The following is a 20,741-nucleotide window of genomic DNA, read 5'->3' as shown; positions in this document are numbered from 1 at the left end:
TGAGCCGTCCATGGGTTAGCATTCCGTGGCTTCGCAAGTGGAGACACAGTCGAGGCAAAACCAGGCCCCGTAGCGCAGTTGGTTAGCGCGCCGCCCTGTCACGGCGGAGGCCGCGGGTTCGAGTCCCGTCGGGGTCGCAGAGAAGAAGCCCGGACCACCAGGTCCGGGCTTCTTGCGTTCCCGGGTGCGACCTGGGGGTCTAGGTCAGGGACATTCCCGATGGCGGGTGGCCCCGGCGGGGGGCATGGTGGATCCCATGACCTCCACCCCTGCCGCCACCCTGCCCGGTACGGCCGCCGCGAGCGCGGTCGGCCTCACCAAGACCTACGGGTCCGGCGAGTCCGAGGTGCGCGCGCTCGACAGTGTCACCGTCGACCTGCACGCCGGCGAGTTCACCGCGATCATGGGGCCGTCCGGCTCCGGCAAGTCGACCCTGATGCACTGCCTGGCCGCCCTGGACACCCCGACGTCGGGCCAGGTCGTCGTCGACGGCACCGACCTCGGCAGCCTCGGTGACAAGGAGCTCACCACGATCCGGCGTACGCGGGTGGGGTTCGTCTTCCAGGCCTTCAACCTGATCCCGACGCTGACGGCGAAGGAGAACATCCTGCTGCCGCTCTCGCTGGCCGGCCGATCCCCGGACCACGCGTGGTTCGACACCGTGGTCGACGCCGTCGGGCTTCGCGACCGGCTGGACCACCGGCCCAGCGAGATGTCTGGCGGGCAGCAGCAGCGGGTGGCCTGCGCGCGGGCCCTGGTCAGCAAGCCGTCGATCGTCTTCGCCGACGAGCCGACCGGCAACCTCGACTCGGTCTCCGGCGCCGAGGTGCTCGCGTTCCTGCGCCGCTCGGTCGACGAGTTCGGCCAGACCATCGTGATGGTCACGCACGACGCGCTCGCTGCCTCGCACTGCGACCGGGTGGTCTTCCTCGCCGACGGCAAGGTCGTCGACGAGCTCCTCCGCCCGTCCCGCGAGCAGATCCTCGAGCACATCACCGCGCTGCAGGCGGCGGCCGCGGCCCGCGCCACGCGTGCTACCGGCGCCACCGGTACGGGGGCCTGAGCCGTGCTGAAGCTGGTCCTGCGCAACCTCGGCGCCCGCAAGATGCGCCTGGCGATGAGCGCGCTCGCCATCGTCCTCGGGGTCGCGTTCCTCTCCGGGGTCCTGGTCTTCTCCAACGGCCTGAGCAAGACCTTCGACGGGATCATCCAGGGCACGACCCCCGACGGGCTCGTCCGCGTCGAGGGAGCCGACTCGTTCAGCGCCGGGGAGAGCGGAGTGTCGTCGGCGACGCTCGCCCCCGAGGTCGTCCAGAAGCTGGATGCACTTCCCGAGGTCGCGACCGCCGAGGGCAACGTCGACGGCTACGGCATGTACGTCGTCGACTCCGACGGCGAGCTCCTCGGCGGGACCGGCGCACCGACGCTCGCGTTCAACCGGACCGAGGCCCCGAACATGGACGGCGGCAGGATCCTCAAGCTGCTCGACGGCCGCTGGGGAACGGGCGCCGACGAGATCGTGCTGGACGAGCGCTCGGCGAAGAAGGCCGGCTACGAGATCGGCGACACGGTCACGCTGATCACCCCGGCCGGCCAGCTGAGCCGCACCGCGACCCTGGTCGGGACCGCGGAGTTCAACAACGGCGGTACGGCCGGCGCGACCCTCATCATCTTCGACACGCCCGGCGCCCAGGAGGTCTTCCTCGGCGGGCGCGACGTGTTCACCACGATCGGACTCACCGCCGCCGACGGGGTCTCCCAGAGCGAGCTCGTCAAGGCCGCCCAGAACGTGCTTCCCGCCGGCTTCGAGGCCGTCAAGGGTGACGTCGTCGTGAAGGAGTCGCAGGATTCGATCGCGCAGTTCCTCGACGTGATCAAGACGTTCCTGCTCGTCTTCGCCCTGATCGCGGTCATCGTGGGCGCGTTCATCATCGTGAACACCTTCTCGATCCTGGTCGCGCAGCGCTCCCGGGAGTCGGCCCTGCTGCGCGCCCTCGGCGCCAGCCGACGTCAGGTGACCGGCTCGGTCCTCGCCGAGGCGTTCGTGATGGCGGTCCTCGCCTCCACCGTCGGCATCGCACTCGGCTGGGCGCTGGCCCGCGGTCTCGCCGCGATGTTCAGCACGATCGGCCTCGACATCTCCAGTGCCTTCCTGACGTTGACCACGCCCACCGTCGTGACCAGCTACGCCGTCGGCGTACTGGTGACGCTGGTGGCCGCGGTGATGCCCGCCCGCCGGGCCGGCAAGGTCTCCCCGGTCGCCGCGATGCGCGCCGACGACGTCCCGACCCGGGGCTCGTTGCGGCGCCGCTTCGTGATCGGCCTCGTGGTGGTCGGCCTCTCCGCCGTCGCCGCCATCGCCGGGCTCGCCGACGTCGGCGGCCTTCCCGCCGCGGCCTGGATCGGCGTCGGCGCGGTGCTTTCGCTGCTGACCGTCGCCGCGCTGAGCTCGGTCTTCGGCCGGCCCGTGCTGACGCTGTGCCGGTCGGTCTTCGGCCGGCTGTTCGGAGCGCCCGGGCGGCTCGCCGGGGAGAACGCGCTGCGCGACCCGCGTCGTACCGGGGCGACGGCGTCCGCGCTCATGATCGGCCTCGCGCTGGTGTCGACGATCGCGGTGATGGCGGCCTCGCTGAACAAGTCCGTCCAGGACCTGGTGGACGAGCAGTTCTCGCCGGACTTCCTCGCCCAGTCGGTCGTCTTCGCCCCGTTCTCCACCTCGGTCGGCGACCAGATGGCGAAGGTCGACGGCGTCGCGACGGTCAGCCGCCAGCAGATGCTCGACGCCCGCATCGACGACAAGGTCGAGACGATCGCGGCCGCCGACGCCGACTTCCCCGAGATCGCCAAGATGGAGGTCGCCGACGGCTCGCTCGACCTCGGGACCAAGGCGGTCGTGCAGCAGGAGATCGCCTCCGACCACGTCTGGAAGGTCGGCGACAAGCTCGCCCTGTCGTTCCCGGCCGGCAAGAAGGTGACTGTCGAGATCGGCGGGATCAGCAAGAAGAACCAGATGGCGTTCCCGATCAACGTGCCGCTCGACGTGGTCGCGAAGGCCGGGCTGCAGCGCCAGGACAACGCCCTTCTCATCAACGTCGCCGGCGGCGCGAACAAGGCGGCCGTGCAGAAGGACCTGGACAAGATCACCAAGACGGTGCCGCTGGTCGAGGTCAACGACAAGGACGGGTTCGCGGAGTCCATCCACAGCCAGGTCAACCAGCTGCTCTACATGATCTACGGGCTGCTGGCGCTGGCGATCGTGATCGCGGTCATCGGCATCGTGAACACGCTCGGGCTCTCGGTGCTCGAGCGGACCCGCGAGATCGGCCTGCTCCGCTCGATCGGGATGACCCGCGCCCAGCTGCGCCGGACCATCACGCTGGAGTCGGTGACGATCGCGGTCCTCGGCGCCGCGCTCGGCCTGGTGCTCGGCCTGGTCTACGGCATCCTGCTGCAGCGCGTGCTCTCCGACGACCTGACCTCGCTCGGCCTACCGGTGGTCCAGCTCGCCCTCTTCGCGGTGATCGCCGTCGTCGTGGGCGTCATCGCGGCCGTGATCCCGGCGATCCGGGCGTCGCGGTTGAACGTGCTGGCGGCGATCTCGACGGAGTGAGGCGCGCGGAATCCCAAGGGAAGAGGTGAATCCGGCAGAACAGCCCGAAACATTGGGCTGTTCTGCAGGTTTCGCACCTTCCCTTGGGATTCCGCCAGCCCTCAGACCACCGTCAGGGGGATCGACTTCCGCGGCTGGAAGGTGAAGGTCGAGCCGCCGCTGAAGCGGGTGACGGCTACCTCGCCGGCTTCGGGGGCCGGTACGTCGCGGCGTACGACGCGGGCGGTCCAGTCCTCGGTACTGCCGGTGACCTCGACGTCCAGGTACGGGTCCACCGCGCGGACGACCGCCTGCAGCGGGGCGAGCCGGTCGGGGCCGCAGAGGGCGATCCAGGCGCCGTCCTCGTGGGCCGGGCCGTGGCTGACGGCGAGCTCGCCGTCCACGGTCGCGGCCACGTACGCCGCCGGGTTGAGCAGCGGGTGCAGCTCGAGGACGCGCAGCGCACCGGCCTCGTCGGCGGGCAGCTCGAGGGCGTTGCGGATCCTCTCGGCGGCGATGCCGGCGATGCCGACGAGCTGCTTGGTGGCGATCTCCAGGTACTGGTCGGCCTCCGTACGACGGTCGACCGCACGCAGGAACGCCAGGTTGAGCAGGTGCATCTGCAGGCACACCTCGTCGGCGATCCGGACCAGGGCCGAGTGCGAGAACGCGGCGAAGTCGAAGTCGCTGAGCAAGGGCCCGGAGTAGTCGGCCTGACCGTCGTCGGCACCGTCGATCGGGGCCAGCTCGGTCAGGGCCGCCTTCGAGGAGCGCAGCGCGGTGCAGTCCGCGGACTCGAAGACCTCCGGGTAGGACTCGTCGATGATCACGGTCCAGGCGCAGTGCGGGTTGCGGTCGGCCGGGACGCGCGGTGGCCGGTGCAGCGGCCGGATCTGGGCCCGCGGGTTGGTCGCGACCGCGGTGGCGTCGAAGGTCGGGTCCTCGATGTCGTGGCACATGCTGCGCACGTACTCCTCGCCCATCGGCTCCACGTCCATCAGCGCGCCGCAGTGGTCGAGGTGGAACTCGCCGTGCCAGCGGTCGTGCACGGTGTAGCGGAAGTCCATGAACTGCGGCGGGGCGCCGATGTCGAGCTGCAGGCCCTTGAAGATGGTGACGACGTCGTCGCCCTCGTAGCGCAGCGCCTGCTGCATCCGCCTGGTGTAGATCGGGCTGGATCCCATCCACTCCTCGATGGCGACCTGCGCCATGCCCTCGCGGCCGAAGGCGCCGATGCACCAGGCCATCCCGGAGCGGTCGATCAGCTGGCCGATCAGCAGCAGCTCGGGGACGAGCGTCGCGAGCTGGTCGCGGGTCAGCGATGCGTAGCGGCTCATCGGCGGGTGACCTTCACCGGGAGCGACGCGTAGCCGCGCACGTTGGCCGAGTACATCCGGACCGGCTCGCCGGCGACCTCGATCGAGGAGACCCGCTCGACCAGCTGCTGCAGCGCGATCTGCGCCTCCAGCCGGGCGAGGTTGGCGCCGAGGCAGAAGTGCCGGCCGCCCCCGAACGCGATGTGCTTGGCGAGCTCGGCCTTGTCCCGGTGGATGTCGAACTCCTCCGCGTTGCTGAAGACCGTCTCGTCGTGGTTCGCCGAGCCGACGTTGAGGAGCAGCTGGGCGCCCGCCGGGCAGGTCACGCCGTCGATGGTGACGTCCTGGAGCGTCTGCCGGGCGAGGAGCTGGCTGGATGCCTCGTAGCGCAGCGTCTCCTCGATCCACGGCGCCACCAGGGTGTCGGGGTCGGCGAAGACGGCGGCACGCTGCTCGGGGTGGTTGCTGATGTTGCGGACGGCGTTGCCGAGCAGCTTCGTGGTCGTCTCGTTGCCGGCCACCACCATGAGGAAGAGGAACGCGGTCAGCTCGCCGTCGGTCATCCGCTGGCCCTCCTCCTCGGCGTTCAGGAGGGTGCTGACCAGGTCGTCGGCCGGGGTGGCCTTGCGCTCGGCGAGAAGGTTGCCGAAGTAGGAGAAGAGCTCCATCGACGCGACCATGCCGGCCTTCGGCACGTCCCGGAGGCCGTCCTCGCGGACGACGAGCAGGTCCGCCAGCCGGCGTACCTCGTCGCGGTCGGCCTGCGGGACGCCGAGCAGCTCGGAGATGACGTCCATCGGGAACTTGCCGGCGAAGTCGACGATCCAGTCGAACCCGCCCTCGGCGTCGCCCTTCGCGAGCGCGCTCTCCAGGTGCTGGAGGCTGATCTCGGCGATCCGCGGCTCCATCTCCGCGACCCGCTTCGGCGTGAAGCCGCGCGAGACCAGCTTGCGCAGCCGGGTCTGGTCCGGCGGGTCCATCCCGAGGAACGACATCACGATGTGCGCGTTCTCGTTCCAGGCGCTCTTGTCGAGCGTGACGCCCATCCGGTTGGAGTAGACGTCGTCGGTGCGCCAGGCCTTGTGCAGGTCGGCGTGCCGCGACATCACCCAGAAGTCGTGCTCCTCGTTGTGGTAGAGCGGCGCCTCGGCCCGCAGCCGCGCGTACGTCGGGTACGGGTCGTCCTGCAGCGCGTGGTCGTAGTGGTCGAAGTTCAGCGGGCAGCCGCCGCCGGTCTCGGTCTTCTCAGCGGTCACGTCAGTGGCCTTCCATGATCACGGCCACGACGTCGTCGAGACGCTGGCTCAGTTCGTCGTACGTCATCAGGCCCATGCCGGCCTGGAGGAGGGCGCCGGCGAACGCGAGGGTGATCGCGTCCAGCACCCGCGGGTCGGGCGACCCGCCGATCGCCTCCCGGAACCGGGAGACGAACTCGGCGCCGATCACCAGCCGCAGCCGCTCGACCTCGGGGTCGGTGCCGAGCAGGGCGATGTTGGCCGCGGTCGCCAGGTTCGGCGAGCGGCCGAGCATCTGGGACAGGTGCCGGGTGACCACCCGGAGCCGGTCGACGGCGGTGTCCCCGGTCGGCGCGGGGCCGCGGTCGGTGACGATCCGGCGCCAGAACAGCTCGGCGAAGAGGTGGTTCTTCGACGCGAGGTAGGTGTACGCCGTCGCCGGCGAGACCCCCGCCCGCTGCGCGACCGTGCGGATGGTCAGCGCCTCCGGGCCGACCTCCTCGAGCTCCACCTCGCCGGCGGCGAGGAGCTTCTCGACGGTCTCGGCCTGCCGGGGGTTGAGGCCCTGGCGCAGGTTGGGCGTGAAGGAGCCTGCTGCCTGGGCGGTGGCGGTCTCGACGGCGTCGGACATCTCAGCGTCCCTTTGCGATGGTTTCCTCGACCAGGCTGTTCAGCCGGGCCCCGACCGGCCAGCCACCGTAGTGGCAGACCATGATCACGATCTCGCGCAGCGCGGCCTCGTCGAGCTCGCCGCCCTTGTACGCCGCCGGGATCTGGATGGAGAGGACGTCCTGGGCGCCGTGCTGGCTGAGCATGCCGATCAGCAGCAGCCGCCGGTCACGGTCGCTCAGGCCCGGGCGGTTCCAGATGTCGGCGAACAGGTGGTCGGCGGTGTAGCGGAAGAAGTCGCCGTCCATGTCGTTCATCTCGAAGCCGTAGACCTGCTCCATCTTCTCCAGGCCCTTGCGGCGGACCTCCGGGAGGTCGTCGAACTTGCCGGTCATGCGCGGTCTCCGTTCTCGTCGGCGAAACCCAGGGCCGCGCCGAGGTGGTCCAGGGCGAAGTGCGCCATCGGTACGTCGACGCCGAGACGGTCGGCGAGCTCGATCGCGTGCGACAGGTCCTTCTCGCCGATGGCGCGGACGTGGCCGAAGATCGAGGTCCAGCCGTCCTCGGGCGCCAGCGGACGGGTGGTGTCGCGGTGCATGATCGCGCCCGGACCGCCGGTGATCGAGTCGGTGTGCCGGACGATCCGACCCAGGGCCTGCAGGTCGATGCCGGCCGCCTCCGCGAGACGGAGCGCCTCGCCGGTCGCGGTGAACGCCACGAAGTGCAGCAGGTTGCGGGCGAGCTTGGCCGCGGTGCCGTTCCCGATCGGGCCGCAGTGCACGACCTCGCTGCCCATCAGGCCGAGCGGTCCGGAGGCCGCGGCGAACGCCTCGTCGGTGCCGCCGACCATGATCGCCAGCGTCCCCTCGGCGGCCCCCATCGCGCCGCCGCTGACGGGCGCGTCCACGACCAGCAGGTCGTGCCGGCCGCCGAGGTCCTCCAGGCGCGGCGGCAGGTCCGGGGAGATCGTGGAGTGCACCACGACGACGGTGCCGGGCCTGGCGGCGCCGAGGATCTCGCCCATCACGTCGCGGACCTGGTCGTCGGTGTTGACCATGACCGAGATGTAGCCGCACTCGGCGGCGAGGTCGCCGACCGAGGACGCGACGCGGGCGCCCGCCTTCTCGGCCGCGGCGAGCGGCTCCGGGGCGAGGTCGAAGACGGTCAGCCCGCCCTCCCACTTCGCGAGCCGGAGCGCCATCGGCTTGCCGATGTTGCCCAGCCCGACGAAGCCGACGCGGACACTCATGCGCGGAACACCTGACCGCCGTCGACGTCGAGGATCTGGGCGGTGATCCAGGAGGCCTCGTCGCTGAGCAGGAAGAGGCAGGCTCCGACCATGTCCTCGACCTCACCCATCCGCTTGATCGCCAGGCTGTTCTTCACGATGTCCTTGGCGGCGTCGCCGGCCTGGGTGCGGGTGGCCGCGGTGTCGGTCGGACCCGGCGCGATCGCGTTGACCCGGATGTTCTGGCCGCCGAGCTCGTGCGCGAGCTGCTGGGTCAGGCTGTTGATGCCCGCCTTGGCCAGGCCGTAGAAGCCGGAGTAGAGCCAGGCCGCGGTCGAGGACTGGTTGACGATCGCGCCACCGCCACGCTTCGCCATGTGGCCGTAGACGGCGCGGGTCACGACCAGGGCGCCGTCGAGGTTCACCGACATGAACTTCTTGTAGTAGTCCCAGTCGACGGTGATCAGCAGGTCGAACGCCATGTCGCCGTAGATGGCGGCGTTGTTGACCAGCAGGTCGATGCCCCCGAAGGCCTCGACGGCAGCGTCGGCCATCGCCGTCGCGGAGTCGGCGTCGGAGACGTCGGTGCGGACGAAGATCGCCTTGCCGCCCGCCTGGTCGATCTCCTTGGCGACCCGCTCGCCGGAGTCGACGTTGAGGTCGGCGACGACCACGGCCGCGCCGTCGGCGGCGAGCGCCTTGGCGTAGGCCTCGCCGATGCCCTGGGCGGCGCCGGTGACGATGGCGACCTTGCCGTCGAAACGGGGGTTCTCGGAACGCATGCTCTGTCCTTCGTTAGTCGTGGAGGTCACGCCGGTTCGGCGATGGTCTTGGTCTCGAGGTACTCCTCGAAGCCGGCGACGCCCATCTCGCGGCCGATGCCGGACTGCTTGTAGCCGCCGAAGGGAGCGTCCGGACTGAACCAGACGCCGCCGTTGACGGCCAGGGTGCCGGTGCGGATCCGGGCCGCGACCGCCTTCGCGCGGTCGAGGTCAGCGGAGTCCACCGAGCCCGACAGCCCGTACGCCGAGTCGTTGGCGATCCGGACCGCGTCGTCGTCGCCGTCGTGCGGGATCACCACGAGGACCGGGCCGAAGATCTCCTCCTGCGCGAGGCGCGAGGAGTTGTCCAGGCCGGCGATGACGGTCGGCTGGATCCAGTAGCCGGCCTGGTCGATGACGGTGCCGCCGGTGGCGAACGTGCCGCCTTCCTCGGTCGCGATCCGCAGGTACTCCGCGACCCGGTCGCGCTGGACCTGCGAGATCACCGGGCCGCAGATGGCGCCCGGGTCGGAGGGGTCCTTGGCGCCGATCGACTCCATCGTCGCGGCGGCCACCTGGACGGCCTCGTCGTACTTCTCGCGCGGGACCACCAGGCGGGTGGTGATCGCGCAGCCCTGGCCGGCGTGGATGCAGGCCGCGAACGCGGTGGCGCCGGCGACCGAGGCCACGTCGGCGTCGTCGAGCGCGATCGCGGCGGACTTGCCGCCGAGCTCGAGGAAGACCTTCTTCAGGGTCGGCGCGGCCGCGGCCATGATCGCCCGGCCGGTCTGCGTCGAGCCGGTGAAGGAGACCATGTCGACCCGCGGGTCGGTGGAGAGCACCGCCGCGACGGTGTTGTCGCGCGGGGTGACGACGTTGACCACGCCGGCCGGGAAGTCGGTGTGCTCGGCGACCAGGCGACCGAGCTCGGCGGCCACCCACGGCGTGTCCGGGGCCGGCTTGAGGACCACGGTGCAGCCGGCTGCGAGGGCCGGGCCGATCTTCGCCAGGTTGATCTGCGTCGGCACGTTCCACGGCGTGATCGCGGCGACCACGCCGACGGGCTCGCGTCGTACGGTGCGCCTGGACGGGATCCCCATCGGGGACGCCACCCCCAGGTCGGACTCGAACTCGTAGGACTCCAGCAGGTCGGTGACCCACTTCAGGCCGTCGACCGGGACGTCGAACCCGGCGGCACCCATCATGAAGTCCGGCATGCCGACCTCGGCGCGGGTCAGCGCCCGGAAGTCGTCGGCGTGGTCGAGCAGCGCCTGGTGCAGCTGGCGCAGGCAGCGCACCCGCAGCGCGGTGTTGGTCGACCAGTCGGTCTCGTCGAAGGCGCGGCGGGCCGCGGCGATCGCGGCGTCCACGTCGGCGGCGGTGCCGTCCGGGGCGACGCCGATCTGCTCACCGTCGGCCGGGTTCAGGATCGGGTACGACGCGCCGTCGCTCGCGCCGACGAGCTTGCCGTCGATCAGCTGCTGGGCGGCGGGCGTGCTGAGGGTGCTCATGCGGTCGCCTCCGGCGCGCTCGTCTGGGTCAGGTACTCGCCGGCCTCGACCGGCGGCGGCCACAGCGTCGAGGGCATGTCGGCGTACGTGTAGTGGCCGGGCACGCCCAGGCCGGACACCGACATCCGCTTGAGCAGCGTCTCCGGTGCCTTGCCGGCCTTGATGATGTTGAGGAAGGTCTCGGCGGTCGACGGCATGTCGAACCAGTCGCGCTGCCAGGCGAACTTGAGCTTCCCCGTGTCAGGGTGGCCCTCGCCTCGATCTTGCCGCTCGACGCCGAACCACGAGCCGCCGATGCCGAGGATCTCGAACTCCCGGCCGGTGGCGTCGTCGATGATCCCGGACTTCTGCTTCCAGAAGCCGACGACCATCTTGTTCTTGTCGTCGATCAGCGTGGCCTGGTAGTCGTAGTGCCAGCCGTCGAGGCCGTCCATCTCGATGCCGATCGCGTAGTCGCGGATCTGGTCGCGGCCGACGGCCATGAACTGCTCGTCGGGGCTGTACATCCAGCCGTACGTCGCGTCCACGGCGTAGTGCTCGGCCATGATCCGCCAGTCGCCGATCCGCTCGGCCTCACGGTTGACCGCCAGCCAGGAGTCCCAGAACTCCTCGATCTCGGCGCGGGTCAGGTCAGTCATCAGTCCTCCATCGAAAGGGCCATAGCGGGGCAGTACTTGACCGCGCGGACGACCTGCTCGCGCAGCTCCTCCGGCGGGGTGGCGTCGAGCAGGACGACCTTGTCCTCGGCCTCGTCGAGGCCGAAGACGTCGGGCGCCTCGAACTGGCACATCTGGTGTCCCTGGCACAGGTCCAGGTCGGCTGCCACCTTCATGAGGCCGCCTTCACTTCTGGCGCCTGCGGTAGCGGACGGTCGCCGGGCGGGCCAGCTGGATGACCATCTTGGAGGTGTCGTCGCGGTAGGTCTCCGACGGCTGCGTCATCTCGAAGGTGTAGTCGCGCAGCAGCACCGAGAAGATCGCCTTGAGCTGCATCATCGCGAACGCGTTGCCGACGCAGCGGTGCTTCCCGGCTCCGAACGGGATCCAGGTCCAGCGGTTCTGCAGGTCGGCCTGGTTCGGGTCGAGGTAGCGCTTCGGGTCGAAGCGGTCCGGGTCCGGGAAGTCCTCCGCGATCCGGTTCGAGACCCGGGGGCTGGCGCCGACCATGGTGCCCGCCGGCAGCACGTGCCCGCCGATCTCGTAGTCCTCCTGGGCGACCCGGAGCAGCAGGATCAGCGGAGGGTGCAGGCGGAGCGTCTCCTTGAGCGCGGCCTCCAGCTGCGGGATCGACCGCAGCGCCTGGAAGGACACCTCCACCTTGCCTTCGGGGCCGTCGGCGTACAGGTCGTCGAGCTCGGTGACGATCTCGGCCATCACGTCGGGGTTGCGGAGCAGCTCGATCAGCGTCCACGCCGCGGTGCCCGAGGACGTGTGGTGCCCGGCGAACATCATCGAGATGAACATGCCGGTGATCTCGTCGGCGGTGAAGTGGTCGGAGCCGTCCTCCTTCTTCAGCGAGATCAGCACGTCCAGCAGGTCGCGGTCCTCGCGGGCGACCTTGCCGCGCGCGTGCCGCTTGTCGATGATCGCCTGGACCAGCTTGACGAGCTCGATCCGGGCGGCGTCGCGGATCTCGAAGGACTCGACGCCCTCCATGTACGGGTCGACGTACGCGAGCGCGTCGGTGCCGCGCTCGAGGTCGTGGTAGTGGTGCGCGAACCGGTCGTCGAGCTCGTTGCGGAACGGCATCCCGATCAGGCAGGCCGAGGTCGTGTAGATGGTCAGCTCGGCGAAGAAGTCGAGCAGGTCGATCTCGCCCTCCTCGCCCCACTTGGCGACCATCTGGTTGATCTCGTTCTCGATGGTGCTGGCGTGGCCGCGCATCATCTCGCCCTTGAGCGCCTGGTTCTTCAGGGCTTCCTGGCGCTGCTCGGGGGTGGTGTCGAAGACGACGCCCTTGCCGAAGATCGGCGTCATGAACGGGTACGCCGCCGCCTGGTCCAGGATCTCGTCGGGGGCGCGGAAGAACGCCTCGTTGGCCTCGGCCCCGGTGACCAGGACGACGTCGCGGTCGGCGAGCTTGAAGCGGCCGATGTCGCCGCACTCGGCGCGGACGCGGTGCAGCAGGTCGATCGGGTCGTCGCGCAGGTCCTCGAGGTGGCCGTGCGCGTCCTCGGGGAAGCGGCGGGAGACCTCGCGGATCCCCTCGACGCCGGTGCTGGTCACAGTCATCGCTTCTCCACTGGTGCTTCGGGGTTCACTTCGATCAGGTTCAGGTGGACGCCGCGGGGCGCGCTGACGACGGTGGTGATCGCGTCGGCCAGGGCCTTGGGCTTGAGGAAGTGCGAGTGCCGGGCCAGGCCGAACTTGATCCAGCCGGTGAGCACGTCGGCGGCGGCCGCGTCCTCCCAGTCGGTGCCCATCTCGCTCCAGGTCGGGCCGGGGCGGACGATCGAGACGCGGACGCCGGAGCCCTCGAGCTCCATCTGCATCGCGTGCGCCATCCCCTCCAGGCCCCACTTGCCGGCGGCGTAGGAGGACATGAACGGGCGGGCCCGGACGGCGACGTCGGAGGACACGAACAGCACGTCGCCGCGCTGCCGCTCGAGCATTCCCGGGACGAACGCCCTCACCAGGCGGTGGGCGCCGAGCAGGTTGAGGTCGATCTCCTCGCCGAACCGCTCGGTGCTGACCTCGTGGATGATCCCGGGCGAGACGTGGCCGGCGTTCGAGACGAGCACCTCGACGTCACCGAGGTCGGCGGTGACGGCCTCCCGGAACTTCTCGACCGACGAGGTGTCGGTGACGTCCAGCGGGTGCGCGACGGCCTCGCCGCCGGACTCGCGGATCTGGGCGACGACCTCTTCGCACTTCTCGACGCGGCGGGCGCCGAGGGCGACGGGGAAGCCGGCCGCGGCGAGGGTGAGCGCGGTCGCGGCGCCGATCCCCGAGGAGGCACCGGTGACGACTGCCGGGCGGCGGTCGGGCTGGGCGTACTTGCTCATCGGCCACTCCACCGAGGCTGTCTGGACACTTGATTGGACACGTGTCCAGTTATAGACGGTCCGGTTGCCCTCCCGCAAGGGTTCCGGCCCGATTCGTTCGCCCCGGCACCGGCCTGTATGCTTCTCGCTCGTTGGGCAGGTAGCTCAGTTGGTACGAGCGTCCGCCTGAAAAGTGGAAGGTCGGCGGTTCGACCCCGCCCCTGCCCACCACTCGTGAAGCCCCCGTCGGATCCCGGCGGGGGTTTTCGCGTGACGTGCGAGCCGAGGTCAGTCGAAACCGAGAGCCTTGCGGCCGAGCACGAACGCGCCCGCGCCGAAGAACCCGAGCAGGGCGAAACCCAGCGCCTGGCCACCGTCGGTGAACACCAGCACGCCACCACCGAGTGCCACGAGCCCGCACAGTGCCGCCACCACCAGCATCGGCACCTTGATCTCCCGGTCGCTCACGGCCCGAGGATGCCACAGCTGCGTCAGCAGGGGCATCCGGCCGTGAAGCCGCCGTGAAACCGCCGTGAAAGCGCCGCTTCCTACCGTCGGTACGTCGTCCGGCCCGCGGGCGCTGCCCGAGAGGAGGCCACCATGACCACCACCGCCGTCAGTCCCGCCACCGGTCCCGCACGAACCTACCCGTCGCTCCGCGCCGCGTGGATACCGCTCGCCGCGCTCTGCCTCGCGTTCTTCGTCGAAATGGTCGACAACACCCTGCTGTCGATCGCTCTCCCGACCATCGGCCGCGACCTCGGCAGCGGCACGACCTCGCTGCAGTGGGTCACCGGTGCCTACTCGCTGACCTTCGGCGGCCTGCTGCTGACGGCAGGGTCGGTCGCCGACCGGTTCGGGCGCCGGCGCGTCCTGCTGCTCGGGCTCGCCGCCTTCGGCCTGCTGAGCCTGACCGTCGTCTTCGTGAGCTCCGCGGGCCAGCTCATCGCCCTGCGCGCGGCCCTGGGACTCGCCGCCGCGGCGATGGCCCCGATCACCAACTCGCTCGTCTTCCGGCTGTTCGAGGACAGGGACCTCCGGATGCGCGCGATGACCGTGATGATCGTCGTCGGCATGTCCGGCTTCGTCCTCGGACCGCTGCTCGGCGGCACCGCGCTGGCGCACGTCCGCTGGGAGTGGCTGCTGCTCGTGAACGCGCCGATCGCGCTGATCGCCTGCCTCGGCGTCCGGTTCGGGGTCCCGGCCGACGACGCCGCCGGCCTCACCCACGATGCGCTCGACCTGCCCGGCGCCGGCCTCAGCATCGCCACCATCGGGCTCGCCTGCTGGTCGCTGACCAGCGGCGTGCTGCACGGCTGGGCCTCCCCCGTCACGGTCGCCTCGATCCTGGGCGCGGTCGCCGCCGGTGCCGCGTTCGTCTGGCACGAGCGTCGTACGGCGGCGCCGATGCTCGACCTGCGGCTGTTCTCGAACGGCACCGTCCGTGGCGCCGCGATCGCGCAGATCGGGACCTCGATCGCGATGGCCAGCGTCATGTTCGGGCTGATCCTGCACTTCCAGTACGCCTACGGCTGGAGCCCGGTGAAGGCCGGCCTCGCGAACCTCCCGATCATCGTGACCATGCTCGCCGCGACCCCGCTGTCGGAGTGGCTCGCGAAGCGGTACGGCCACCGGATCGCCTGCCTCGTCGGGGCAGCCTGCCTCGGCGGCTCGCTGCTCGGGTTGTCGTGGGCCGTCGACCACGGGTACGCCGCCATCGCCGTGTGCCTGGTCGTGATGACCATCGGCCTGCGCACCGTCATGACGATCTGCGCCGTCGCGCTCGTCGACGCGATGCCGAGCAACCGCACCTCGATCGGCGCCGCTCTCAACGACACCGCCCAGGAGGTCGGCACCAGCGTCGGCACCGCGGTCGTCGGCACCCTCATCGCCGTGCTCGTCACCACGCAGCTGCCGGAGGGCGTCTGGAGCAGCGAGCTCGTCACGTCGTTCTTCCACGGCGAGCGGATCATCTACGGCCTGCTGGCCGTGGTGGTCGGGCTGGTGACCGCGGCCGGAGCGCTGACCCTCACGGACTCGAGGGCGACCGAGGAGCACTGACGGAGGCGTCACCGTCTCGTCACCGCTCCGGCCTTCCGGCGGGGTGCGCCGCGTCCTACCGTCGACGGAGAGGCGCGACCCACGGTCGGGAGGTAGCCATGCGGGAGGCCTGGGAATTGCTGGTCACCGGACCGCCGGACGCGGAGCGGTCGGTGCTGCTCCTGCCGGGCGGAGCCAACGCGGCACGATCCTTCGACCTGGTGATGGCGGAACCGGCGCTGGCCGGCGTCCGCCTCGTGGCCACGACGCTGCCCGGGATGGCGGGCGCCCCGGTGTCCGGGGACGTGTCCGTCCCGGCCCTGTCGCGCCGGGCCGGGGAGCTGGCCGCGGAACAGCGGTGCGACGTGGTCGTCGGCTTCTCGCACGGCGCGACGGTGGCCCTGGACATGGTGCTGGCGGGCCACTTCCGGGGGCCGGTCGTCCTCCTCGGGATCAGCCTGACGCCCGAGGACGAGGCCGGCTTCTTCCGGGCCGTCGTACGGACGTCGGAACGGCTGGGCAGCTGGCCGTTCGCGGCGCTCTTCCGGCTGATGCCGATGATGGTGAAGTCCGCCGACATCCCGGAGCCGCACAAGAGCGAGCTCATCGAGGACCTCAAGCAGAACCGGCCCGGCGACGCCGTCCGGGTGTGCAGCGTCTACCTCGACTACATCGGCTCCGACCGCGACTTCGCCGCCGAGCTCGCGGCGTCCGGAAGTCCGGCCTGGGTGGTCCACGCGGAGAAGAAGGGCGACGGCGGCCTCACCGACGCCGAGCGGGCGACGCTCGCCGCGGCGCCCGACGTGACCCTGGTGACCCTCCCCGGCGCGGTCTTCCTCATCCCGGACGAGGCTCCGCAGCAGACCGCCGCCGTCATCGCGGACGCCCTGGCGAAGGCGGGCTGACCCCGTACCTTGGGGCGTCGCTCGCACGGCCGACACGGGCCGTTCGTCTCCGGTCCACCTGCACCTGACACGTTCCTCCGGTTTTCGTCCGAAGGAGCCTCCGTGCGTCGCTGTCTGCTGCTGCTCGTCGTCCTGGCCGGGTTCGTCGGCCTCACCGGTGCGCCCGCCTCCGCGCACGGGTTCAGCTCCGTCGTGTACGCCGACGTGACGTCCGACCAGCCGAACCACGTCCGGATCCGGCTCGGCCTCGAGTACGACCTGCTGGTGGTGTCCGTCGCGTCGGCGGAGCACGACGACGGCTTCTACCAGGACGGCCAGCCGGCTTGGGACGACGGCGACTACCCGGCCATGGTCGAGGCCGTGCGGAAGCACGCGGCCGCCATCACGGGCTACGTGGGACAGCGGTTCACGGTGCGGACCGGCGGCGGCAAGGCCTGTACGCCGACGATGGAGCCGGACGTCTCGGCCGAGCTGAACCAGACCCAGGACGTGCCGTACGCGACGGTTCGGTTCGACTACGTCTGCCCGGAGGCGGACGAGACGGACCACGGGCACGTGATCCGGTCGACGCTGTTCGCCGACTCCGAAGGCTTCGTGAAGCAGACCAAGACGGTCCTGACCTACGAGGTGGACGGGCGGTCCGGCTCGGCGGCGCTGGACGACGCGCACGCGTCGTTCTCCACCGAGCAGGCCTGGTACCAGCGCTTCTGGGAGTTCTTCCGGCTCGGCGCGAACCACCTGCTCACCGGCCTCGACCACATCCTGTTCCTGGTAGCGCTGATCGCGGGGTCGCGGCGCCTGCGCGAGGTCGTCCTGGCGGCCACGAGCTTCACCGTCGCCCACTCGGTGACGTTCATCCTCGCGGCCCTCGGCGTGGTCAGCCCGCCGGCGCGGATCGTGGAGCCGACGATCGCGTTCTCGATCACGGCGGTCGCGGCCTTCACCCTGTGGCGGCTGGGTCGGAGTCGTGGCCGCGCGAGCGACCTCGACCCGGGCGGCGAGGGCTTCCTCGGCCTGGACCGCGTCGGCTGGATCCGGCTCGCGATCGTGTTCTGCTTCGGGCTCGTGCACGGCCTCGGCTTCGCCGGTGCCCTCGGGATCACCAGCTCGTTCTCGTGGCAGCTGCTGTGGTCGCTGGTGGTATTCAACCTGGGCATCGAGGCGGTCCAGATCGGCATCATCGCGGCCGCGTTCCCGCTGCTCGCCCTCCTGCGGCGGAAGAGCCGGACGCTCTACCTCTGGGGCACCGCGGCCCTGGCGACCGGAGTCTCGCTGATGGGCGGCTTCTGGTTCGTCGAGCGCATCGTCTGAGCGGGTGCCGGGTCTGACCGGTCAGTATCGGTCGGCCGGGATCCGCACGATGACGCTGCGGTAGCCGCTGAGCACGGCCGCGACCCCGGCCCGCAGTGCGGCGTACGCCCGCGGTGCCGTCACGGCGGCCGGGTCGTAGTAGAGGGACTCGTCGAGGCCCTCGCCGAGGTAGGCGGAGCCGGTCCAGTCGGTCGCCGCGATGTTGGCCGTCGGCTCGGCGACCTCCGCACCGAGCACCAGGAACTGCTGCGGGTCCTCGCCCGCGTAGTTGGCCGACACCGCTGCGACCGGCTCCACCAGGCGGTTGCCGGCGGTCACGATCAGGTCCGCGTGGTCGCGCTTCGCGGCGCCGTCGAGGTCGTGGATGAACGTGTGCGGGTCGCTGAGGTACCGGAGCTTGAGCTTGACGCGGTCCTCGGTCTTCGCCCACTTCCGGACCGCGTCGACGAGGACCGCGACCTGCGGATCCTGCGGCGTGTGCGCGTCCTTCCCCGCGACCAGGACCAGGACCCGGTAGTCGCCGGAGGGACGCACGTCGTTCCAGGTCTCCGGGTCCGGCTCCACCACCTGGCTGCTGTAGAAGCCGTCGACGTCGGGGGCGTGGAAGCCGGCGTCCAGGCGGCCCTGGGCGTGCGGGGCCTGGTGCGGCTCGCTCCAGTCCAAGCCGTCGGTGCGGGCGCCGAGGAGGAGCACGACCCCGGCGACGAGAGCGGTCGCGGCGACGACCGTGAGGGCGGTGCGACGGACGGAACCACGGACCGACGTGCGCAAGAGCGGACTCCTTCGACTGAGCCCGGAGCGGGCGCGGGCAGGGGAAATGCCATCTGGCGGGCCTATTCAAACCCTGGAAGTGCGCCTTCGGTTCCGCTGCAGCCAGGAGTACGCGTGAGACGACCCGAACTGACTGACCACGTTCACCCGCACGTCACCGGGGGCCGAGAGGTTTACGCCGCAACCCTCCCCCGACATCGCAAAGGAACGACCCATGAACGTCAGTTCGTCGCGGACCCCGAAGTCCGTACGCCGTCGCGCGATGGCCGGCGCCGGAGCCCTGGCTCTCGGCGCGGGCGTCCTCGCCACCGGCGTCCTCGCCCCGGCCGCGCAGGCCGCCGGCTCGGTCACCATGAAGGACCTCGTCCTCGGCGTCGGCGCCAACGAGACGCAGCGTTACGTCACCTGGTACGCCAGCGCCGGGACCGACGCCACCGTCCAGCTGGAGAAGACCGCGGAGCTGAACGCGGGCGCCTTCGACGAGGACGTGATGAGCTACCCCGCCACCGTCACCGCGACCACCGGCACCTCGGGCGGCGACATCGCCCGGTCGCCGTACCGCGGCAGCGCGCTGCTCGACACCCTCGAGGCGAACACGGCGTACACGTACCAGGTCCTCGCCTCCGACGGCAGCACCTCGCAGACCTACACCTTCAAGACCGGCGCGTTCGGCCTGGGGAGCGGCTTCGAGTTCGCGGCGTTCGGCGACCCCCAGCTCGGCGCCGACTCCAACAACAACGCGCAGTCGACCTCGGCCGACCTGAAGGAGGACGCCGCCGGCTGGGCCGACACCCTGAACGTCCTGCAGGCCGACGCGACCGACGACGCCCTGCCGCTCGAGCTGCTCACCTCCACCGGTGACCAGATCGAGACGGCGAACGTCGAGTCGCAGTGGGACGCCTGGTTCACACCGGACCAGCTGCGGACGCTGCCGTTCGCCGCCGCGATCGGCAACCACGACTCCTCGGACCTCGGCTACAAGTACCACTTCTCGCTGCCGAACAACGACGTCACCACCTCCGACCTGCAGACGACCGCCGGCGGCGACTACTGGTACGTCTACAAGGGCGTGCTGTTCGTGGTCGTCAACTCCAACGCCCAGTCCTCGGTGAAGGACCCGGCGCACATGGCGTTCGTGACCCAGGCGGTCAAGGCCAACCCCGGCGCCAAGTGGCGCGTCGTGTCCTACCACCACGCGCTGTACTCGCCGGGGTCGCACGCCAACGACACCGACGCCGTCGCGCGTCGCCAGCCCTACACCCAGTCGTTCTCCGAGCTCGGCATCAACCTGGTGCTGCAGGGCCACGACCACTCGTACTCGCGCTCCTACGTGCTGCAGAACAAGGGCGCCGGCGCCGACCGCCAGAACGCCGCTGAGGCGCAGGGCGCGAACAACGTCGTCGCGGGTCCGGGCGGCGTCATCTACGTGACCACCAACTCGGCGTCCGGCTCGAAGTACTACAACCTGACCGAGCCGGTCCCGGGCACGAGCGACGCCACCCACGCCGGCAAGTACCCGGCCGGCACCATGCCGAACGCTCCGTCCGCGGGTGGCCAGCACACCCTGCACTGGGCCAACTCGGTCGAGAACCAGGACTACGTCCGCACCTACCTGAAGGTCGGCGTCACCGCCGACAAGCTGACGGTGACCAACGTCGTCGCCGGCGTGTGCGACTACCCGAACAAGTACACGACCCAGCACGTCGGCAGCTGGTGCGGTGCGTCGCAGACCACGACGACCCTCGCGGACACCAACGCCAACGGCGTCTTCAACCGGAACCAGCCCGCGAGCGGCGCCCCGGCGCAGCCGACCAACGCGACCGCCGACAAGTACACGACGACCACGGGCGTGGCTCCGGTCGGTACCGCGCAGGACACGGTCAACATCGCCAAGTGGGACGGCACGCAGGGCGACGGCCAGCTCATCGCCCTGGACGTCCCGCCGGCCAACCCGGGCACGCTCGGCTGGTTCATCAACGGCGGCAACCACCTGGTCAACCTCGGGACGGCAGCGCGCCACGGCAACTACTTCACCGCCACCGGCGCCATCGACCCGCTCTCGATCACGGACTCGCGGACCTTCGGGGACACGTCGTGGTCGCTGAACGCCCAGGTGTCCGACTTCAAGGACGGCAGCGCGACGCTGCTCGGCAAGTACGTCGGCTGGGCACCGCGGATCGTCGCCGCCGGCGGCGGCGCCAACGCGGGGGCTTCGGTGGCCAACGGGTACGGCAGCGGGAACGGCCTGGCCAGCTCCAGCACGCTCGCCTCGGCCGCCAACGGTCACGCCCCCGGCACGGCCCAGGTCGGCGCCGACCTGAACCTGAAGTTCCCGGTCTCGGTCAGCGCTGACGCGGCCCACAACTTCTGGGGCGAGATCACCTACACGCTGCTCTGACCTCGCCGCACCACTCGACCCGGTACGGGTGGGGGCAGCCGCACCGCTGCCCCCACCCGTCCGTCCGTACCTCGTGAATCGAAA

19 protein-coding genes and 2 tRNA genes are annotated in these 20,741 nt (G+C 70.6%); 8 read left to right on the top strand and 13 right to left on the bottom strand.

Annotated elements, in window-relative coordinates:
• Positions 1–63 precede the first annotated feature (63 nt).
• The 3 genes from AB4Y76_RS17340 to AB4Y76_RS17330 all read left to right on the top strand — a co-directional run bounded on the left by AB4Y76_RS17340 (position 64) and on the right by AB4Y76_RS17330 (position 3,610).
• Positions 64–137: transfer RNA gene (locus tag AB4Y76_RS17340), tRNA-Asp, on the top strand.
• A 119-nt stretch (positions 138–256) separates the two neighbouring features.
• Entirely contained in the window at positions 257–1,063 is an 807-nt protein-coding gene (locus AB4Y76_RS17335) for an ABC transporter ATP-binding protein (protein ID WP_441927529.1), read from the top strand.
• 3 nt (positions 1,064–1,066) lie between these two features.
• Positions 1,067–3,610: an ABC transporter permease gene (locus AB4Y76_RS17330; protein ID WP_441927527.1), complete on the top strand. Its 2,544-nt coding sequence runs from the start codon at positions 1,067–1,069 to the stop codon at positions 3,608–3,610.
• Between the two features lie 101 nt (positions 3,611–3,711).
• On the opposite strand, the gene AB4Y76_RS17325 is transcribed toward AB4Y76_RS17330, so the two are convergent.
• Genes AB4Y76_RS17325 through AB4Y76_RS17275 form a run of 11 tightly spaced genes read right to left on the bottom strand, consistent with a single transcriptional unit; the run spans position 3,712 to position 13,253 of the window.
• Positions 3,712–4,926 (bottom strand): hypothetical protein, encoded by a 1,215-nt coding sequence (locus AB4Y76_RS17325; RefSeq protein WP_441927525.1) that lies wholly within the window; start codon positions 4,924–4,926, stop codon positions 3,712–3,714.
• Positions 4,923–6,161, bottom strand: a complete 1,239-nt coding sequence (locus AB4Y76_RS17320; protein WP_441927523.1) for a cytochrome P450 — start codon at positions 6,159–6,161, stop codon at positions 4,923–4,925. The genes AB4Y76_RS17325 and AB4Y76_RS17320 overlap by 4 nt, the downstream gene beginning before the upstream one ends.
• Before the next feature lies 1 nt (position 6,162).
• A complete protein-coding gene (locus tag AB4Y76_RS17315; protein WP_441927521.1) occupies positions 6,163–6,771 on the bottom strand; it encodes a TetR/AcrR family transcriptional regulator in 609 nt (202 codons plus the stop codon).
• A gap of 1 nt (position 6,772) precedes the next feature.
• Positions 6,773–7,144, bottom strand: coding sequence for a carboxymuconolactone decarboxylase family protein (locus tag AB4Y76_RS17310; RefSeq protein ID WP_441927519.1), 372 nt, complete (start codon positions 7,142–7,144; stop codon positions 6,773–6,775).
• On the bottom strand, positions 7,141–7,998 hold the full coding sequence (locus AB4Y76_RS17305; RefSeq protein ID WP_441927517.1) for an NAD(P)-dependent oxidoreductase: 858 nt from the start codon (positions 7,996–7,998) through the stop codon (positions 7,141–7,143). The genes AB4Y76_RS17310 and AB4Y76_RS17305 overlap by 4 nt, the downstream gene beginning before the upstream one ends.
• A complete protein-coding gene (locus tag AB4Y76_RS17300; protein WP_441927515.1) occupies positions 7,995–8,759 on the bottom strand; it encodes an SDR family oxidoreductase in 765 nt (254 codons plus the stop codon). Before AB4Y76_RS17300 ends, AB4Y76_RS17305 begins: the two co-directional genes overlap by 4 nt.
• A 26-nt stretch (positions 8,760–8,785) precedes the next feature.
• Positions 8,786–10,249, bottom strand: coding sequence for an aldehyde dehydrogenase (locus AB4Y76_RS17295; protein ID WP_441927513.1), 1,464 nt, complete (start codon positions 10,247–10,249; stop codon positions 8,786–8,788).
• Positions 10,246–10,887: a hypothetical protein gene (locus tag AB4Y76_RS17290; protein ID WP_441927511.1), complete on the bottom strand. Its 642-nt coding sequence runs from the start codon at positions 10,885–10,887 to the stop codon at positions 10,246–10,248. Before AB4Y76_RS17290 ends, AB4Y76_RS17295 begins: the two co-directional genes overlap by 4 nt.
• Positions 10,887–11,081, bottom strand: coding sequence for a ferredoxin (locus AB4Y76_RS17285; protein WP_441927509.1), 195 nt, complete (start codon positions 11,079–11,081; stop codon positions 10,887–10,889). The genes AB4Y76_RS17290 and AB4Y76_RS17285 overlap by 1 nt, the downstream gene beginning before the upstream one ends.
• A 10-nt stretch (positions 11,082–11,091) precedes the next feature.
• Positions 11,092–12,480, bottom strand: a complete 1,389-nt coding sequence (locus AB4Y76_RS17280; protein WP_441927507.1) for a cytochrome P450 — start codon at positions 12,478–12,480, stop codon at positions 11,092–11,094.
• Complete coding sequence (locus AB4Y76_RS17275) at positions 12,477–13,253, bottom strand: SDR family oxidoreductase (RefSeq protein WP_441927505.1); 777 nt, start codon at positions 13,251–13,253, stop codon at positions 12,477–12,479. Before AB4Y76_RS17275 ends, AB4Y76_RS17280 begins: the two co-directional genes overlap by 4 nt.
• A 133-nt stretch (positions 13,254–13,386) precedes the next feature.
• Here AB4Y76_RS17275 and AB4Y76_RS17270 point away from each other — a divergent pair.
• Positions 13,387–13,463: transfer RNA gene (locus AB4Y76_RS17270), tRNA-Phe, on the top strand.
• A gap of 57 nt (positions 13,464–13,520) precedes the next feature.
• Here AB4Y76_RS17270 and AB4Y76_RS17265 read toward each other — a convergent pair.
• Positions 13,521–13,700, bottom strand: a complete 180-nt coding sequence (locus AB4Y76_RS17265) for a hypothetical protein (RefSeq protein ID WP_441927503.1) — start codon at positions 13,698–13,700, stop codon at positions 13,521–13,523.
• A 132-nt stretch (positions 13,701–13,832) separates the two neighbouring features.
• Here AB4Y76_RS17265 and AB4Y76_RS17260 point away from each other — a divergent pair, with 132 nt between their 5' ends.
• From AB4Y76_RS17260 to AB4Y76_RS17250, 3 genes are all read left to right on the top strand, one after another.
• Positions 13,833–15,293: an MFS transporter gene (locus AB4Y76_RS17260; protein ID WP_441927501.1), complete on the top strand. Its 1,461-nt coding sequence runs from the start codon at positions 13,833–13,835 to the stop codon at positions 15,291–15,293.
• 98 nt (positions 15,294–15,391) lie between these two features.
• A complete protein-coding gene (locus AB4Y76_RS17255) occupies positions 15,392–16,177 on the top strand; it encodes an alpha/beta fold hydrolase (RefSeq protein WP_441927499.1) in 786 nt (261 codons plus the stop codon).
• A gap of 102 nt (positions 16,178–16,279) precedes the next feature.
• A complete protein-coding gene (locus AB4Y76_RS17250) occupies positions 16,280–17,488 on the top strand; it encodes a HupE/UreJ family protein (protein ID WP_441927497.1) in 1,209 nt (402 codons plus the stop codon).
• A 21-nt stretch (positions 17,489–17,509) separates the two neighbouring features.
• Here AB4Y76_RS17250 and AB4Y76_RS17245 read toward each other — a convergent pair whose 3' ends face one another.
• Positions 17,510–18,259, bottom strand: coding sequence for a hypothetical protein (locus tag AB4Y76_RS17245; protein ID WP_441927495.1), 750 nt, complete (start codon positions 18,257–18,259; stop codon positions 17,510–17,512).
• Positions 18,260–18,473: 214 nt separating this feature from the next.
• Here AB4Y76_RS17245 and AB4Y76_RS17240 point away from each other — a divergent pair, with 214 nt between their 5' ends.
• Complete coding sequence (locus AB4Y76_RS17240) at positions 18,474–20,657, top strand: fibronectin type III domain-containing protein (RefSeq protein ID WP_441927493.1); 2,184 nt, start codon at positions 18,474–18,476, stop codon at positions 20,655–20,657.
• Positions 20,658–20,741: the final 84 nt, after the last annotated feature.

The sequence above is a fragment of the Marmoricola sp. RAF53 genome (assembly GCF_052114005.1).
Taxonomy (GTDB): Bacteria; Actinomycetota; Actinomycetes; order Propionibacteriales; family Nocardioidaceae; genus Marmoricola.
This window is presented reverse-complemented; position numbering and strand designations above follow the sequence as displayed.

What these genes read in the sequence shown, in the direction of transcription:
- AB4Y76_RS17335 (WP_441927529.1), top strand. Translation starts at nt 257, where the DNA reads ATGACCTCCACCCCTGCCGCCACCCTGCCCGGTACGGCCGCCGCGAGC.
- AB4Y76_RS17325 (WP_441927525.1), bottom strand. Translation starts at nt 4,926, where the DNA reads ATGAGCCGCTACGCATCGCTGACCCGCGACCAGCTCGCGACGCTCGTC.
- AB4Y76_RS17315 (WP_441927521.1), bottom strand. Translation starts at nt 6,771, where the DNA reads ATGTCCGACGCCGTCGAGACCGCCACCGCCCAGGCAGCAGGCTCCTTC.
- AB4Y76_RS17310 (WP_441927519.1), bottom strand. Translation starts at nt 7,144, where the DNA reads ATGACCGGCAAGTTCGACGACCTCCCGGAGGTCCGCCGCAAGGGCCTG.
- AB4Y76_RS17305 (WP_441927517.1), bottom strand. Translation starts at nt 7,998, where the DNA reads ATGAGTGTCCGCGTCGGCTTCGTCGGGCTGGGCAACATCGGCAAGCCG.
- AB4Y76_RS17300 (WP_441927515.1), bottom strand. Translation starts at nt 8,759, where the DNA reads ATGCGTTCCGAGAACCCCCGTTTCGACGGCAAGGTCGCCATCGTCACC.
- AB4Y76_RS17295 (WP_441927513.1), bottom strand. Translation starts at nt 10,249, where the DNA reads ATGAGCACCCTCAGCACGCCCGCCGCCCAGCAGCTGATCGACGGCAAG.
- AB4Y76_RS17290 (WP_441927511.1), bottom strand. Translation starts at nt 10,887, where the DNA reads ATGACTGACCTGACCCGCGCCGAGATCGAGGAGTTCTGGGACTCCTGG.
- AB4Y76_RS17285 (WP_441927509.1), bottom strand. Translation starts at nt 11,081, where the DNA reads ATGAAGGTGGCAGCCGACCTGGACCTGTGCCAGGGACACCAGATGTGC.
- AB4Y76_RS17280 (WP_441927507.1), bottom strand. Translation starts at nt 12,480, where the DNA reads ATGACTGTGACCAGCACCGGCGTCGAGGGGATCCGCGAGGTCTCCCGC.
- AB4Y76_RS17275 (WP_441927505.1), bottom strand. Translation starts at nt 13,253, where the DNA reads ATGAGCAAGTACGCCCAGCCCGACCGCCGCCCGGCAGTCGTCACCGGT.
- AB4Y76_RS17260 (WP_441927501.1), top strand. Translation starts at nt 13,833, where the DNA reads ATGACCACCACCGCCGTCAGTCCCGCCACCGGTCCCGCACGAACCTAC.
- AB4Y76_RS17255 (WP_441927499.1), top strand. Translation starts at nt 15,392, where the DNA reads ATGCGGGAGGCCTGGGAATTGCTGGTCACCGGACCGCCGGACGCGGAG.
- AB4Y76_RS17240 (WP_441927493.1), top strand. Translation starts at nt 18,474, where the DNA reads ATGAACGTCAGTTCGTCGCGGACCCCGAAGTCCGTACGCCGTCGCGCG.